The organism is Stenotrophomonas sp. LC732 (assembly GCF_052446685.1).
Lineage (GTDB): Bacteria > Pseudomonadota > Gammaproteobacteria > Xanthomonadales > Xanthomonadaceae > Stenotrophomonas > Stenotrophomonas muris.
On sequence record NZ_CP199214.1, the window covers coordinates 583,331 to 597,941 of the forward strand.

Consider the following 14,611-nt stretch of genomic DNA (forward strand, 5'->3'; position numbering starts at 1 on the left):
ACCATGAAAGACCTGCTCAACCTCTTCAACCAGCAGCGCCAGACGCTGGACTTCGACGCGATCAAGATCGCGCTGGCCTCGCCGGACCTGATCCGTTCGTGGTCCTTCGGCGAAGTGAAGAAGCCGGAAACCATCAACTACCGTACCTTCAAGCCGGAACGCGACGGCCTGTTCTGCGCCGCCATCTTCGGCCCGGTGAAGGACTACGAGTGCCTGTGCGGCAAGTACAAGCGCATGAAGCACCGCGGCGTGGTCTGCGAAAAGTGCGGCACCGAAGTGACCCTGGCCAAGGTGCGCCGTGAGCGCATGGGCCACATCGACCTGGCGTCGCCGGTCGCGCACATCTGGTTCCTGAAGTCGCTGCCGTCGCGCATCGGCCTGATGCTGGACATGACCCTGCGCGATATCGAGCGCGTGCTGTACTTCGAAGCGTACGTGGTGACCGAGCCGGGCCTGACCGCCCTGGAGCGCCGCCAGCTGCTGACCGAAGAACAGTACCTGCAGGCCCGCCAGGAGCACGGTGACGACTTCGACGCCGCCATGGGCGCCGAGGCCGTGTACGAACTGCTGCGCACGATCGACCTGCAGTCGGAAATGACCCGCCTGCGCGAGGAAATCGCCGCTACCGGTTCGGAAACCAAGCTCAAGCGCCTCACCAAGCGCATCAAGCTGATCGAGGCCTTCCTGGAATCGGGCAACCGTCCGGAATGGATGGTCATGACCGTGCTGCCGGTGCTGCCGCCGGACCTGCGCCCGCTGGTCCCGCTGGATGGCGGCCGCTTCGCGACCTCCGACCTGAACGACCTGTACCGCCGCGTCATCAACCGCAACAACCGCCTGCGCCGCCTGCTCGAGCTGAGCGCGCCGGACATCATCGTGCGCAATGAAAAGCGCATGCTGCAGGAATCGGTCGATGCGCTGCTGGACAACGGCCGTCGCGGCCGTGCCATCACCGGCACCAACAAGCGCCCGCTGAAGTCGCTGGCCGACATGATCAAGGGCAAGCAGGGTCGCTTCCGCCAGAACCTGCTCGGCAAGCGCGTCGACTACTCGGGCCGTTCGGTCATCGTGGTCGGTCCGTACCTGCGCCTGCACCAGTGCGGCCTGCCGAAGAAGATGGCGCTGGAGCTGTTCAAGCCGTTCGTCTTCGCCAAGCTGCAGCGTCGTGGCCTGGCCACCACCATCAAGGCCGCCAAGAAGCTGGTCGAGCGCGAAGAAGCCGAAGTCTGGGACATCCTGGAAGAGGTCATCCGCGAGCATCCGGTGATGCTGAACCGTGCGCCGACCCTGCACCGTCTGGGCATCCAGGCGTTCGAGCCGGTGCTGATCGAAGGCAAGGCCATCCAGCTGCACCCGCTGGTCTGCACCGCGTTCAACGCCGACTTCGACGGTGACCAGATGGCCGTCCACGTGCCGCTCTCGCTGGAAGCCCAGCTGGAAGCGCGTGCGCTGATGATGTCGACCAACAACATCCTGTCGCCGGCCAACGGCGAGCCGATCATCGTGCCGTCGCAGGACGTCGTGCTGGGTCTGTACTACATGACCCGCTCGCTGGAAAACAAGAAGGGCGAGGGCATGGCCTTCGCCAACATCGCCGAAGTGAAGCGTGCCTACGACAACCGCGTGGTGGAACTGCACGCCAAGGTCAAGGTCCGCATCACCGAGGTGGTGACCGACGAAGACGGCAACAAGCAGAACAAGACCTCGATCGTGGACACCACGATCGGTCGCGCCCTGCTGGCTGAAATCCTGCCGGAAGGCCTGCCGTTCGCGCTGGCCAACACCGAGCTGACCAAGAAGAACATCAGCCGCCTGATCAACTCCAGCTACCGCCAGCTGGGCCTGAAGGACACGGTCGTGTTCGCCGACAAGCTGATGTACACCGGCTTCGCCTACGCGACCCGCGCCGGCGTCTCGATCGGCATCGACGACATGCTGATCCCGGACGAGAAGAAGGGCATCCTCACCGAGGCCGAAGCCGAAGTGCTGGAAATCCAGGAGCAGTACCAGTCGGGCCTGGTCACCGCCGGCGAGCGCTACAACAAGGTGGTCGACATCTGGTCGCGCACCAACGAGCGCATCGCCAAGGCGATGATGGACACCATCGGTACCGAGAAGGTGGTCAATGCCAAGGGCGAGACCATCGACCAGAAGTCGATGAACTCGCTGTACATCATGGCCGACTCCGGTGCGCGTGGTTCGCAGGCGCAGATCCGTCAGCTGGCCGGCATGCGCGGCCTGATGGCCCGCCCGGACGGCTCGATCATCGAGACGCCCATCAAGGCGAACTTCCGCGAAGGCCTGAACGTGCAGGAGTACTTCAACTCCACCCACGGTGCCCGTAAGGGTCTGGCCGATACCGCACTGAAGACCGCGAACTCGGGTTACCTGACCCGTCGTCTGGTCGACGTCGCGCAGGACGTGGTGATCACCGAGGTGGATTGCGGTACCACCGAAGGCCTGATCATGACCCCGATCGTGGAAGGCGGCGACGTGGTCGAGCCGCTGAAGGACCGCGTGCTGGGCCGCGTGGTCGCCGAGGACGTGTTCCTGCCGGGCAACGACGAGGATCCGATCGTCACCCGCAACACCCTGCTCGACGAAGCCTGGGTCGCCAAGCTGGAAGATGCCGGCGTGCAGACCATCAAGGTCCGCTCGACCATCTCCTGCGAATCGGCGTTCGGTGTCTGCTCGCGCTGCTACGGCCGCGACCTGGCCCGTGGCCACCTGGTCAACATCGGTGAAGCAGTCGGCGTCATCGCCGCGCAGTCCATCGGTGAGCCGGGTACCCAGCTGACCATGCGTACGTTCCACATCGGTGGTGCGGCGTCGCGAGCTGCAGCGGTCGACAACATCACCGTCAAGACCACCGGCTCGGTCAAGTTCAGCAACCTCAAGTCGGTCGAGCATGCCAACGGCTCGCTGGTCGCAGTGTCGCGCTCGGGCGAAATCTCGGTGCTCGATGCCCACGGCCGTGAGCGTGAGCGTTACAAGCTGCCGTACGGTGCGACCATCACGTCCAAGGACGGTGATGCGATCAAGGCTGGCCAGACCGTGGCCAACTGGGATCCGCATAACCACCCGATCGTGTCGGAAGTGGCCGGCTTCATCCGCTTCATCGACTTCGTTGATGGCATCACCGTCATCGAGAAGACCGACGAGCTGACCGGCCTGGCTTCGCGCGAAATCACCGATCCGAAGCGTCGTGGTACCCAGGCCAAGGACCTGCGCCCGATCGTGCGCATCGTCGACGCCAAGGGCAACGACCTGTCGATTCCGGGCACCGACCTGCCGGCGCAGTACCTGCTGCCGCCGCGTTCGATCGTCAACCTGCAGGACGGCGCCCCGGTGGGCGTGGGCGACGTCGTCGCCAAGATCCCGCAGGAAGCGTCGAAGACCCGCGACATCACCGGTGGTCTGCCGCGCGTGGCCGACCTGTTCGAAGCGCGCAAGCCGAAGGATCCGGCGGTGCTGGCCGAGCGTTCGGGCATCATCAGCTTCGGCAAGGACACCAAGGGCAAGCAGCGCCTGATCATCAAGGACACCGATGGTTCGGAGCACGAAGAGCTGATCCCGAAGTACCGCCAGGTCATCGTGTTCGAAGGCGAGCATGTCACCAAGGGTGAAACCATCGTGGACGGCGAGCCGAGCCCGCAGGACATCCTGCGCCTGCTGGGCGTCGAGCCGCTGGCGGCCTACCTGGTGAAGGAAATCCAGGACGTGTACCGCCTGCAGGGCGTGAAGATCAACGACAAGCACATCGAGGTGATCACCCGCCAGATGCTGCGCAAGGTCGAGATCACCGATCAGGGCAGCAGCAAGTTCCTGAACGGCGAACAGGTGGAGCGTCAGCGCGTTATCGAGGAAAATGCGCGCCTGTCGGCCCGCAACGAGCTGCCGGCGCACTTCGATCCGGTCCTGCTGGGTATCACCAAGGCGTCGCTGGCGACCGAATCGTTCATCTCGGCTGCTTCGTTCCAGGAAACCACCCGCGTGCTGACCGAAGCGGCCGTCCGCGGCACCTCGGACAACCTGCGTGGCCTGAAGGAAAACGTCATCGTGGGTCGCCTGATTCCGGCCGGTACCGGCCTGGCGTACCACAGCAACCGCCGTCGCGGCGCTTCCGGTCTCACCGAGTCGGAAATGCAGACCCTGGCCGGTACCCCGGCCGCGGTCGAGGCGCCGGTGGTTGAAGCCGAAGCTGAACAGGCGTCGGGCGAAGAATGAGGTAGCCGGTCCGGCCGCAAGGCCGGACCACCCCATCGGTCCATCGATGGGATTGGGAAAGGGCAGGGGAGATCGTCCGCGATCAACCCTGTCAACCTGAACGGGGTACATGGAGGCCCCCCAGTAACGTCCCGGGATCAGGGACGGGCTTGACAGGAGGCGTTTGACTGCTTTCCTGGCAGGTTGCTACAATCGTCTGTCTCAGCAGGCCAGAATTTCGGCCTGCTTTAACATTTCCGCATCTCTGGTCGGATTTTCCGGCCACCAATCAGAAGAACCTACTGATGGCGACGATCAACCAGCTGGTCCGCAAGCCGCGGCAAGCGACCACCTACAAGAGTGCCTCGCCGGCGCTCGACAAGTGCCCGCAGCGCCGTGGCGTCTGCACCCGTGTCTACACCACCACTCCGAAGAAGCCGAACTCGGCTCTGCGCAAGGTTGCCAAGGTCCGCCTGACCAACCAGGAAGAAGTGATTTCCTACATCGGTGGTGAAGGCCACAACCTGCAGGAGCACTCCGTGGTCCTGATCCGCGGCGGTCGCGTCAAGGACCTGCCGGGTGTGCGTTACCACACCGTTCGTGGCTCGCTCGACGCCGCCGGCGTTGCCAAGCGTCGCCAGGCCCGTTCCAAGTACGGCGCCAAGCGTCCGAAGGCATAAGGAGAGAGCACTATGTCGCGTAAGGGTAATACTCCGCAGCGTTCCGTCCTGCCCGATCCGAAGCACGGAAGCGAAACCATCGCCCGCTTCATCAACATGGTCATGCAGAGCGGCAAGAAGTCCGTCGCCGAAAAGATCGTGTACGGCGCCATGGACGTGATCACCGAGAAGAACAGCAGCGCCAACGCCATTGAACTGGTGCAGAAGGCTCTGGACAACGTCGCTCCGGCGGTCGAAGTCAAGTCGCGTCGCGTCGGTGGTGCCACCTACCAGGTGCCGGTCGAAGTGCGTTCGTCGCGCAAGATGGCCCTGGCCATGCGCTGGCTGATCGACTCCGCGCGCAAGCGTGGTGAGAACACCATGCCGAAGAAGCTGGCTGCTGAACTGATCGACGCCTCGGAAAACCGTGGCGGCGCCATCAAGAAGCGCGAAGAAACCCACCGCATGGCCGAAGCCAACAAGGCATTCGCCCACTACCGCTGGTGAGTTTGACGGCCTTGTAAAACAGGCAGGGCAGCACCACTTCGGTGCGTGCTGCCTCGCGGTCCCAGAAGGGCTGCGCCAATCCGAAGGCCGCCGAAAGGCGGCGTTCGGCCATCCGAAATCCAAGAAATCTGAGAGGCTCCCGTGGCCCGTTCCACTCCCATCGAGCGTTACCGTAACTTCGGCATCATGGCTCACATCGATGCCGGCAAGACCACCACGTCCGAGCGCATCCTGTTCTACACCGGCAAGAGCCACAAGATCGGTGAAGTGCACGACGGCGCCGCCACCATGGACTGGATGGAGCAGGAGCAGGAGCGTGGCATCACGATCCAGTCCGCTGCCACCACCGCGTTCTGGAAGGGCATGGACAAGTCCCTGCCGGAGCACCGCTTCAACATCATCGACACCCCCGGGCACGTCGACTTCACCATCGAAGTGGAGCGCTCGCTGCGCGTGCTCGACGGTGCCGTCTTCGTCCTGTGTGCCGTCGGTGGCGTGCAGCCGCAGTCGGAAACCGTGTGGCGCCAGGCCAACAAGTACCACGTGCCGCGCATCGCGTTCGTCAACAAGATGGACCGCACCGGTGCCAACTTCCAGAAGGTCGTCGGCCAGCTGAAGGCCAAGCTGGGCGCGGTCGCCGTGCCGATGCAGCTGCCGATCGGCGCTGAAGACAACTTCAAGGGCGTTGTCGACCTGCTGAAGATGAAGGCCATCCATTGGGATGAGGCTTCGCAGGGCATGAAGTTCGAATACAGCGACATCCCGGCCGATCTGCAGGCGGCTGCCGAAGAGGCTCGCCAGTTCATGGTCGAGACCGCTGCCGAAGCCAGCGAAGAGCTGATGGAAAAGTACCTGGGCGGCGAAGAGCTGGCCGAGGCTGAAATCATCAACGCGCTGCGTACCCGTACCCTGGCCACCGAGATCGTGCCGATGTACTGCGGCTCGGCCTTCAAGAACAAGGGCGTGCAGGCCATGCTGGACGGCGTGATCCAGCTGCTGCCGTCGCCGGTCGACGTGCCGGACGTGAAGGGCGTGGACGTTGACGACGACACCGTCGAGATGACCCGCAAGTCGGACGACAAGGCTCCGTTCTCGTCGCTGGCCTTCAAGATCATCACCGACCCGTTCGTCGGCGCGCTGACCTTCTTCCGCGTCTACTCGGGCACCCTGAACGGTGGCGACACCGTGCTGAACTCGGTGAAGGGCAAGAAGGAGCGCATCGGTCGCATCCTGCAGATGCACTCGAACAACCGCGAGGAAATCAAGGAAGTTCTGGCTGGTGACATCGCTGCTGCCGTGGGCCTGAAGGACACCACCACCGGTGACACCCTGTGCGCCGTGGACGCGCCGATCATCCTGGAGCGCATGACGTTCCCGGAGCCGGTGATCTCGATGGCCGTCGAGCCGAAGACCAAGTCGGACCAGGAAAAGATGGGTCTGGCCCTGGGCCGTCTGGCGCAGGAAGATCCGTCGTTCCGCGTCAAGACCGACGAAGAATCCGGCCAGACCATCATCTCGGGCATGGGCGAGCTGCACCTGGACATCATCGTCGATCGCCTGAAGCGCGAGTTCAACGTTGAAGCCAACGTCGGCGCGCCGCAGGTGGCCTACCGCGAAACCATCACCTTGGCTGACGTCAAGTCGGACTACAAGCACGCCAAGCAGTCCGGTGGTAAGGGTCAGTACGGTCACGTCGTGATCGAGCTGTCGCCGATCACCGCTGAAGACCGTGCCGATCCGAAGCTGGCTCCGGCCATCAAGGACGACTTCCTGTTCATCAACGACATCACCGGCGGCGTGATCCCGAAGGAATTCATTCCGTCGGTTGAAAAGGGCCTGCGCGAAACCATCACCAGCGGTCCGCTGGCTGGCTTCCCGGTCGTGGACGTCAAGGTGAAGCTGGTGTTCGGTTCGTACCACGACGTCGACTCCTCGGAAATGGCGTTCAAGCTGGCTTCGTCGATGGCCTTCAAGCAGGGCTTCGCCAAGGCCAAGCCGGTGCTGCTGGAGCCGATCATGAAGGTCGAGATCGTGACCCCGGAGGATTACCAGGGTGACGTGATGGGCGACGTCAGCCGTCGTCGCGGCGTGCTGCAGGGTTCCGACACCACCGGTGACGGTTCGGCCAGCATCATCAACGCGATGATCCCGCTGGGTGAAATGTTCGGCTACGCCACTGCGCTGCGTTCGCAGACCCAGGGCCGCGCCACCTTCACCATGGAATTCGATCACTACGAGCCGGCTCCGACCAACATCGCCGAAGCCGTCATGAAGAAGGGCTGAGCCTCGCTCAGCCTCTCTTGAAACCACTTACGAACAATCAAGGTATAGAACAATGGCAAAGGGTAAGTTCGAGCGCACCAAGCCGCACGTCAACGTCGGCACCATCGGTCACGTCGATCACGGCAAGACCACGCTGACCGCCGCACTGACCAAGATCGGTGCCGAGCGCTTCGGTGGCGAGTTCAAGGATTACTCCTCGATCGACGCCGCGCCGGAAGAAAAGGCTCGTGGTATCACGATCTCGACCGCGCACGTCGAATACGAATCCCCGATCCGTCACTACGCCCACGTTGACTGCCCGGGCCACGCTGACTACGTCAAGAACATGATCACCGGTGCCGCCCAGATGGACGGCGCGATCCTGGTGTGCTCGGCCGCTGACGGCCCGATGCCGCAGACCCGTGAGCACATCCTGCTGTCGCGCCAGGTCGGCGTGCCGTACATCGTCGTGTTCCTGAACAAGGCCGACATGGTCGACGACGCCGAGCTGCTCGAGCTGGTCGAGATGGAAGTGCGCGAACTGCTGAGCAAGTACGAGTTCCCGGGCGACGACACCCCGATCATCGCCGGTTCGGCCCGTCTGGCGCTGGAAGGCGACCAGAGCGACATCGGCGTGCCGGCCATCCTGAAGCTGGTCGACGCGCTGGACAGCTGGATTCCGGAGCCGGAGCGTGCGATCGACAAGCCGTTCCTGATGCCGGTGGAAGACGTGTTCTCGATCTCGGGCCGCGGCACCGTGGTGACCGGTCGTATCGAGCGCGGCGTGATCAAGGTTGGCGACGAAATCGAAATCGTCGGCATCCGTCCGGTGCAGAAGACCACCGTGACCGGCGTTGAAATGTTCCGCAAGCTGCTGGACCAGGGTCAGGCAGGCGACAACGCTGGCCTGCTGCTGCGCGGCACCAAGCGTGACGACGTCGAGCGTGGCCAGGTGCTGGCCAAGCCGGGCACGATCAAGCCGCACACCAAGTTCGAAGGCGAAGTGTACGTCCTGTCGAAGGACGAAGGCGGCCGCCACACCCCGTTCTTCAACGGCTACCGTCCGCAGTTCTACTTCCGCACCACCGACATCACCGGCGCAGCTGCGCTGCCGGAAGGCGTCGAAATGGTGATGCCGGGTGACAACGTCAAGATGGTCGTCACCCTGATCAACCCGGTGGCAATGGACGAAGGCCTGCGCTTCGCCATCCGCGAAGGCGGCCGTACCGTCGGCGCCGGCGTGGTCTCGAAGATCATCGAGTAATCTGGTAGTATCTGCGCCCCGATGTTGCCTGGGTAGGGCATCGGGGCGTATCAAATGGGAAAGCAGGCACAGGATGTGCCTTGTGTTCCCCGGACCAGGAAGGGTCAATGCCATTCAGGCGGCGTCAACAGGCGACTGTTGACAGCTGCCTTGCGTGCCATTATGCTTCTACGTCTGGGCACGCCGGGAAACTGGTCTGCCTACGTTTTTGAGGTCCATGGAGTGACCTTGTCGGCCTGCAGGGCTGCGGGCCGTCCGTATTCAGGAATTTCATGGGGCAAAGCAACCCAGAGGCTTTGTCTGTCGCTCTTTTAACGAAGGAACCTACCGCCATGGCGGACCAAAAGATCCGGATCCGGCTGAAAGCGTTCGATCATCGTCTGATCGACCGTTCGGCCAGCGAGATCGTTGAAACGGCAAAGCGGACCGGCGCGCAAGTGCGTGGCCCGATCCCGCTGCCGACCAAGATCGAGCGTTACACCGTTCTCGTCTCCCCGCACGTCGACAAGGACGCGCGTGACCAGTACGAGACCCGCACGCACAAGCGCGTGCTCGATATCGTTGACCCGAATGACAAGACCGTGGACGCGCTGATGAAGCTCGAACTGGCTGCCGGCGTCGACGTTCAGATCAAGCTGACCTGAGGACTACGACCATGACGAAGAAGTATTCGTTGGGCTTCGTGGGCCGCAAGGCCGGCATGAGCCGCGTGTTCACCGAAGATGGCCGTTCCATCCCGGTGACCCTGATCGAAGCAACCCCGAACCGCATCGCGCAGATCAAGACCGTCGAAACCGACGGCTACAGCGCCGTGCAGGTGACCGTCGGCGCGCGTCGCGCTGCCCTGGTCAACAAGCCGGAAGCCGGCCACTTCGCCAAGGCGAAGGTGGAAGCGGGTCGTGGCCTGTGGGAATTCCGCGTTGAAGACGCGCAGCTCGGCGATTTCGCCGTTGGCGGCGAAGTCAAGGCGGACATCTTCGAAGTCGGCCAGATCGTCGACGTCCAGGGTGTCACCAAGGGTAAGGGCTTCCAGGGCACCATCAAGCGCCACAACTTCCGTATGGGCGATGCAACCCACGGTAACTCGCTGTCGCATCGCGCGCCGGGTTCGCTGGGTCAGCGCCAGACCCCGGGTCGCGTTTTCCCGGGCAAGAAGATGTCGGGCCACATGGGCGCGGTGCAGCAGAGCACCCAGAACCTGGAAGTGGTCAAGGTCGACGTCGAGCGCGGTCTGATCGCCGTTCGCGGCGCCGTTCCGGGCGCGGCGGGTGGCGATGTGATCGTCCGTCCGGCGAGCAAGGCATAAGGAGAGATGACGATGGAACTCGTTATCACGGGTAGCAACAACAAGGTCTCGGTCTCCGACGCCGTGTTCGGTCGCGATTTCAGCGAAGATCTGGTCCACCAGGTCGTCGTTGCCTACCGCAACGCCGGTCGCGCCGGCACCAAGGCACAGAAGACTCGCTCCGAAGTGGCTGGTACCACCAAGAAGTCGAAGAAGCAGAAGGGCGGCGGCGCGCGTCATGGCGCACTGACGGCTCCGATCTTCGTCGGCGGCGGTGTCACCTTCGCGGCCAAGCCGCGCAGCTTCGAGCAGAAGGTCAATCGTAAGCAGTACCGTGCCGCCATGTGCGCGATCCTGTCCGAGCTGAACCGTCAGGGCCGTCTGACCATCGTGGAGTCCTTCGATGTCGAAGTGACCAACACGAAGGGTCTGATCGCCAAGCTGGCCGGCCTGGAAGTGGGCAAGCGCCCGCTGATCGTCACCGAAGAAGCGTCCGAGCACCTGTACCTGTCCGCCCGCAATCTGCCGTACGTGCAGGTGCGTGACGTCCAGGGTCTGGATCCGGTCTCGCTGGTGGGTGCCGACACGGTCGTCATCACCGCTGACGCGGTCAAGAAGGTCGAGGAGTGGCTGGCATGAACAGCAACGAAAAAATCTTCAGCGTGCTGCGTGCCCCGCGTGTCTCCGAAAAGACCGCGCGCCTGCAGGAACTCTCCAACCAGTATGTCTTCGAAGTTTCGAACGAAGCCACCAAGGCCGATGTAAAGGCCGCGGTTGAGCAGCTGTTCGACGTCAAGGTCGAAGCCGTCAACGTGGTCAACGTCAAGGGCAAGAACAAGTCCTTCCGTAACCGTGCTGGCCGCCGCGGCGATTGGCGCAAGGCGTACGTTCGCCTGGCCGACGGCCAGTCGATCGATGTAACGGCCAAGGCCTGAGGTACATCCCATGCCATTGATGAAATTCAAGCCCACTTCCCCCGGCCGCCGTTCGGCCGTGCGCGTGGTTACGCCCGACCTGCACAAGGGTGCTCCGCACGCCGCACTGGTCGAGTCGCAGAGCCGCTCGGGTGGCCGCAACCACCACGGCCGCATCACCGTGCGTCACGTCGGTGGTGGTGCCAAGCAGCACTACCGCATCATCGACTTCAAGCGCAACAAGCTGGGCATCCCGGCGCGCGTGGAACGCATCGAATACGATCCGAACCGCACCGCCCACATCGCCCTGCTGTGCTACGTCGATGGTGAGCGTCGCTACATCATCGCCCCGAAGGGCCTGAAGGCCGGTGATCAGGTGATCGCTGGTTCGGACGCCCCGATCAAGGCCGGCAACACCCTGCCGCTGCGCAACATCCCGGTCGGCACCACCATCCACTGCATCGAGCTGAAGCCGGGCAAGGGCGCTCAGATCGCTCGCGCCGCTGGTGCGGCCGTGCAGCTGGTGGCTCGCGAAGGCATCTACGCCACCCTGCGCCTGCGCTCGGGTGAAATGCGCAAGGTTCCGGTCGAGTGCTGCGCCACCATCGGCGAAGTCGGCAACGACGAGCACAGCCTGGAAAAGCTGGGCAAGGCCGGTGCCAAGCGTTGGCGCGGCGTCCGCCCGACCGTTCGTGGTGCTGCCATGAACCCGGTTGACCACCCGCACGGTGGTGGTGAGGCCAAGGCCGGCCAGGGTAACCCGCATCCGGTCACCCCGTGGGGTGTTCCGACCAAGGGTTACAAGACGCGCCATAACAAGCGCACTCAGCAGTTCATCGTCCGCGATCGTAGGGGCTAATCGACCATGGCACGTTCACTCAAGAAGGGCCCGTTCGTCGATCACCACCTCGTCAAGAAGGTGGAGGCCGCTGCGGGCAGCAAGAAGCCGATCAAGACCTGGTCGCGCCGTTCGATGATCCTGCCTGACATGGTAGGCATCACCATTGCCGTGCATAACGGCAAGAACCACATCCCGGTTCTCGTCAACGAGAACATGGTCGGCCACAAGCTCGGCGAATTTGCCATCACCCGGACCTTCAAGGGTCACGGTGGTGACAAGAAGTCGGGCAAGTAAGGAGAGATGACAATGGAAGCGAAAGCCATCCTGCGCACTGCGCGCATCTCCCCGCAGAAGGCTCGTCTGGTCGCTGACCAGGTGCGCGGTCTGCCGGCCGAACGTGCGGTCAACCTGCTGAAGTTCTCGGACAAGAAGGCTGCCCACCTGATCAAGAAGGTGGTGGAGTCGGCAATTGCCAACGCCGAGAACAACCAGGGCGCCGACGTCGACGAGCTGAAGGTTCAGGCCATCATGGTTGATGAAGGTCCGACCCTGAAGCGTTTCATGGCGCGGGCGAAAGGCCGCGGTACCCGCATCCTCAAGCGCACCAGCCACATCACTGTGGTTGTGGGCGCCGCCAAGTAAGCGGATAAGGAAAAGACCATGGGTCATAAAGTTCATCCGATTGGTATCCGCCTCGGCATTTCCAAGGACTGGAACTCCAAGTGGTACGCCAACAAGGCCGAGTTCGCCGGTTACCTGGCAGCCGACCTGAAAGTGCGCGAAATGCTGCGCAAGAAGCTGGCCCAGGCCGGCATCAGCAAGATCCTGATCGAGCGTCCGGCCAAGACCGCTCGCGTGACGATCCACACCGCCCGTCCGGGCGTGGTGATCGGCAAGCGCGGTGAGGACATCGAGAAGCTGCGCAAGGAAGTGAGCGAGATGATGGGCGTCCCGGCGCACATCAACGTCACCGAAGTGCGCAAGCCGGAACTGGACGCGCAGCTCGTTGCCGAGTCGATCGCCCAGCAGCTGGAGCGTCGCATCATGTTCCGCCGTGCAATGAAGCGCTCGGTCGGCAACGCGATGCGCCTGGGTGCCCTGGGCATCAAGGTCAACGTTGGTGGCCGCCTCAACGGTGCTGAAATCGCCCGTTCGGAGTGGTACCGCGAAGGCCGCGTGCCGCTGCACACCCTGCGTGCCGACATCGACTATGGCTTCGCTGAAGCCAAGACGACCTACGGCATCATCGGCATCAAGGTCTGGATCTACAAGGGCGAGGTCTTCGATTTCTCCCAGGTTGGCCAGGAAAAGCAGGACGACACCCCGTCGCGCAACGATCGTCACGATCGCGGCGACCGTGGTGACCGTCAGCGCCCGGCCCGTGAAGCGAGGTAACGACAATGTTGCAACCCAAGCGAACCAAGTACCGCAAGGTACACAAGGGCCGTAACGATGGCCTGAGCTGGAGCGCCAACGCTGTCAGCTTCGGCGAATACGGCCTGAAGGCAACCGCACACGGTCAGCTGACCGCGCGTCAGATCGAAGCGGCCCGCCGCTCGATCAGCCGCTACGTCAAGCGCGGCGGCAAGATGTGGATCCGCGTGTTCCCCGACAAGCCCATCACCAAGAAGCCCATCGAAGTTCGAATGGGTTCGGGTAAGGGTAACGTGGAATACTGGGTGGCCCAGATCCAGCCCGGCCGCATGATCTATGAAATCGAGGGTGTTTCCGAGGAAGTGGCTCGCGAGGCGTTCCGCCTGGCCGCCGCCAAGCTCTCGGTCACCACCACTTTCGTGACCCGTACGGTGCGCTGATGGATATCAAAACTCTCCGTGAAAAGTCGGCTGACGAACTCAAGGCCCACCTGATCGACCTGCGTAAGGAACAGTTCTCTGTCCGTATGCAGCAGGTCACCGGCCAGCTGCCGAAGACCCACGACATTCGCCGGGTCCGTCGCGAGATTGCTCGCGTCAAGACCCTGCTCGGCAGCACGAAGTAAGGATGGCCGCTATGAGCGACAATACTGAAAAGAAGACGCTGCGCACGGTCGAAGGCCGTGTCGTCAGCAACAAGATGGACAAGACGGTTACCGTCCTGGTTGAGCGTCAGGTCAAGCACGCGCTGTACGGCAAGTACATCAAGCGCTCGACCAAGCTGCACGCCCACGATGCCGACAACGCCTGCAAGGAAGGCGATGTCGTCCGCGTGACCGAGATTGCTCCGATGTCCAAGACCAAGAACTGGCGCGTGGTGGAAGTCATCACGCGTGCGGCTGAATAAGGAGTCTGAATCATGATCCAGATGCAGAGCTACCTTGACGTCGCGGACAATTCGGGTGCCAAGCAGGTGATGTGCTTCAAGGTGCTGGGTGGTTCCAAGCGCCGTTACGCCGGCATCGGCGACATCATCAAGGTCACCGTGAAGGATGCGATTCCGCGCGGCAAGGTCAAGAAGGGTGAAGTGTATGACGCCGTCGTGGTGCGTACCCGCAAGGGTGTGCGTCGCGCCGACGGTTCGCTGATCCGCTTCGACGGCAACGCTGCCGTCCTGCTGAACAACAAGCAGGAGCCGATCGGTACCCGTATCTTCGGGCCGGTGACCCGTGAACTTCGTTCGGAGAAGTTCATGAAGATCGTCTCGCTCGCTCCCGAAGTGCTGTGAGCGACAGGAGAT

At 62.9% G+C, this 14,611-nt stretch carries 17 protein-coding genes; all 17 read left to right on the top strand.

What is annotated here, in order from left to right:
• Nucleotides 1–3 precede the first annotated feature (3 nt).
• The 17 genes from rpoC (at nucleotide 4) to rplN (ending at nucleotide 14,599) form a co-directional block, all read left to right on the top strand.
• Complete coding sequence (rpoC, locus tag ACT6SE_RS02735) at nucleotides 4–4,227, top strand: DNA-directed RNA polymerase subunit beta' (RefSeq protein WP_014646049.1); 4,224 nt, start codon at nucleotides 4–6, stop codon at nucleotides 4,225–4,227.
• A gap of 284 nt (nucleotides 4,228–4,511) precedes the next feature.
• Nucleotides 4,512–4,886: a 30S ribosomal protein S12 gene (gene rpsL / locus ACT6SE_RS02740; RefSeq protein ID WP_004145320.1), complete on the top strand. Its 375-nt coding sequence runs from the start codon at nucleotides 4,512–4,514 to the stop codon at nucleotides 4,884–4,886.
• Between the two features lie 12 nt (nucleotides 4,887–4,898).
• Nucleotides 4,899–5,372 carry a 30S ribosomal protein S7 gene (rpsG, locus tag ACT6SE_RS02745; RefSeq protein WP_004145321.1) on the top strand — a complete coding sequence of 158 codons (474 nt, stop codon included), beginning with the start codon at nucleotides 4,899–4,901 and terminating at the stop codon, nucleotides 5,370–5,372.
• A gap of 141 nt (nucleotides 5,373–5,513) precedes the next feature.
• Nucleotides 5,514–7,655 carry an elongation factor G gene (gene fusA, locus ACT6SE_RS02750; protein WP_014646050.1) on the top strand — a complete coding sequence of 714 codons (2,142 nt, stop codon included), beginning with the start codon at nucleotides 5,514–5,516 and terminating at the stop codon, nucleotides 7,653–7,655.
• A gap of 52 nt (nucleotides 7,656–7,707) precedes the next feature.
• Nucleotides 7,708–8,898 carry an elongation factor Tu gene (tuf, locus tag ACT6SE_RS02755; protein WP_014036096.1) on the top strand — a complete coding sequence of 397 codons (1,191 nt, stop codon included), beginning with the start codon at nucleotides 7,708–7,710 and terminating at the stop codon, nucleotides 8,896–8,898.
• A gap of 332 nt (nucleotides 8,899–9,230) precedes the next feature.
• Nucleotides 9,231–9,542, top strand: a complete 312-nt coding sequence (rpsJ, locus tag ACT6SE_RS02760; RefSeq protein WP_005408208.1) for a 30S ribosomal protein S10 — start codon at nucleotides 9,231–9,233, stop codon at nucleotides 9,540–9,542.
• An 11-nt stretch (nucleotides 9,543–9,553) separates the two neighbouring features.
• Nucleotides 9,554–10,204: a 50S ribosomal protein L3 gene (rplC, locus tag ACT6SE_RS02765; RefSeq protein WP_004145336.1), complete on the top strand. Its 651-nt coding sequence runs from the start codon at nucleotides 9,554–9,556 to the stop codon at nucleotides 10,202–10,204.
• Between the two features lie 12 nt (nucleotides 10,205–10,216).
• Complete coding sequence (gene rplD, locus ACT6SE_RS02770) at nucleotides 10,217–10,822, top strand: 50S ribosomal protein L4 (RefSeq protein ID WP_004145337.1); 606 nt, start codon at nucleotides 10,217–10,219, stop codon at nucleotides 10,820–10,822.
• Nucleotides 10,819–11,118: a 50S ribosomal protein L23 gene (gene rplW / locus ACT6SE_RS02775; protein ID WP_004145338.1), complete on the top strand. Its 300-nt coding sequence runs from the start codon at nucleotides 10,819–10,821 to the stop codon at nucleotides 11,116–11,118. The genes rplD and rplW overlap by 4 nt, the downstream gene beginning before the upstream one ends.
• Nucleotides 11,119–11,128: 10 nt before the next feature.
• The gene (gene rplB, locus ACT6SE_RS02780; protein WP_004145339.1) at nucleotides 11,129–11,956 is read left to right on the top strand and encodes a 50S ribosomal protein L2; all 828 of its coding nucleotides are present in this window, start codon (nucleotides 11,129–11,131) and stop codon (nucleotides 11,954–11,956) included.
• Nucleotides 11,957–11,962: 6 nt separating this feature from the next.
• A complete protein-coding gene (rpsS, locus tag ACT6SE_RS02785; RefSeq protein ID WP_005415413.1) occupies nucleotides 11,963–12,232 on the top strand; it encodes a 30S ribosomal protein S19 in 270 nt (89 codons plus the stop codon).
• A 12-nt stretch (nucleotides 12,233–12,244) separates the two neighbouring features.
• Entirely contained in the window at nucleotides 12,245–12,580 is a 336-nt protein-coding gene (rplV, locus tag ACT6SE_RS02790; protein WP_080342717.1) for a 50S ribosomal protein L22, read from the top strand.
• An 18-nt stretch (nucleotides 12,581–12,598) separates the two neighbouring features.
• Entirely contained in the window at nucleotides 12,599–13,333 is a 735-nt protein-coding gene (gene rpsC / locus ACT6SE_RS02795; RefSeq protein WP_004145350.1) for a 30S ribosomal protein S3, read from the top strand.
• Between the two features lie 5 nt (nucleotides 13,334–13,338).
• Nucleotides 13,339–13,752 carry a 50S ribosomal protein L16 gene (gene rplP / locus ACT6SE_RS02800; RefSeq protein ID WP_004154486.1) on the top strand — a complete coding sequence of 138 codons (414 nt, stop codon included), beginning with the start codon at nucleotides 13,339–13,341 and terminating at the stop codon, nucleotides 13,750–13,752.
• The gene (rpmC, locus tag ACT6SE_RS02805) at nucleotides 13,752–13,937 is read left to right on the top strand and encodes a 50S ribosomal protein L29 (RefSeq protein WP_004154487.1); all 186 of its coding nucleotides are present in this window, start codon (nucleotides 13,752–13,754) and stop codon (nucleotides 13,935–13,937) included. Before rplP ends, rpmC begins: the two co-directional genes overlap by 1 nt.
• A gap of 11 nt (nucleotides 13,938–13,948) precedes the next feature.
• Nucleotides 13,949–14,218, top strand: a complete 270-nt coding sequence (rpsQ, locus tag ACT6SE_RS02810) for a 30S ribosomal protein S17 (protein ID WP_004154489.1) — start codon at nucleotides 13,949–13,951, stop codon at nucleotides 14,216–14,218.
• 12 nt (nucleotides 14,219–14,230) lie between these two features.
• On the top strand, nucleotides 14,231–14,599 hold the full coding sequence (rplN, locus tag ACT6SE_RS02815; protein WP_010483978.1) for a 50S ribosomal protein L14: 369 nt from the start codon (nucleotides 14,231–14,233) through the stop codon (nucleotides 14,597–14,599).
• Nucleotides 14,600–14,611 lie beyond the last annotated feature (12 nt).

Bases quoted from the DNA above. Each gene is read 5' to 3' on its own strand.
- rplN (WP_010483978.1), top strand. From the start codon at position 14,231: ATGATCCAGATGCAGAGCTACCTTGACGTCGCGGACAATTCGGGTGCC.
- rplB (WP_004145339.1), top strand. From the start codon at position 11,129: ATGCCATTGATGAAATTCAAGCCCACTTCCCCCGGCCGCCGTTCGGCC.
- rpsJ (WP_005408208.1), top strand. From the start codon at position 9,231: ATGGCGGACCAAAAGATCCGGATCCGGCTGAAAGCGTTCGATCATCGT.
- rpmC (WP_004154487.1), top strand. From the start codon at position 13,752: ATGGATATCAAAACTCTCCGTGAAAAGTCGGCTGACGAACTCAAGGCC.
- rpsS (WP_005415413.1), top strand. From the start codon at position 11,963: ATGGCACGTTCACTCAAGAAGGGCCCGTTCGTCGATCACCACCTCGTC.
- rplP (WP_004154486.1), top strand. From the start codon at position 13,339: ATGTTGCAACCCAAGCGAACCAAGTACCGCAAGGTACACAAGGGCCGT.
- rpsL (WP_004145320.1), top strand. From the start codon at position 4,512: ATGGCGACGATCAACCAGCTGGTCCGCAAGCCGCGGCAAGCGACCACC.
- rpsQ (WP_004154489.1), top strand. From the start codon at position 13,949: ATGAGCGACAATACTGAAAAGAAGACGCTGCGCACGGTCGAAGGCCGT.
- rplC (WP_004145336.1), top strand. From the start codon at position 9,554: ATGACGAAGAAGTATTCGTTGGGCTTCGTGGGCCGCAAGGCCGGCATG.
- rplV (WP_080342717.1), top strand. From the start codon at position 12,245: ATGGAAGCGAAAGCCATCCTGCGCACTGCGCGCATCTCCCCGCAGAAG.
- rplD (WP_004145337.1), top strand. From the start codon at position 10,217: ATGGAACTCGTTATCACGGGTAGCAACAACAAGGTCTCGGTCTCCGAC.
- rplW (WP_004145338.1), top strand. From the start codon at position 10,819: ATGAACAGCAACGAAAAAATCTTCAGCGTGCTGCGTGCCCCGCGTGTC.
- rpsG (WP_004145321.1), top strand. From the start codon at position 4,899: ATGTCGCGTAAGGGTAATACTCCGCAGCGTTCCGTCCTGCCCGATCCG.
- tuf (WP_014036096.1), top strand. From the start codon at position 7,708: ATGGCAAAGGGTAAGTTCGAGCGCACCAAGCCGCACGTCAACGTCGGC.
- rpoC (WP_014646049.1), top strand. From the start codon at position 4: ATGAAAGACCTGCTCAACCTCTTCAACCAGCAGCGCCAGACGCTGGAC.
- rpsC (WP_004145350.1), top strand. From the start codon at position 12,599: ATGGGTCATAAAGTTCATCCGATTGGTATCCGCCTCGGCATTTCCAAG.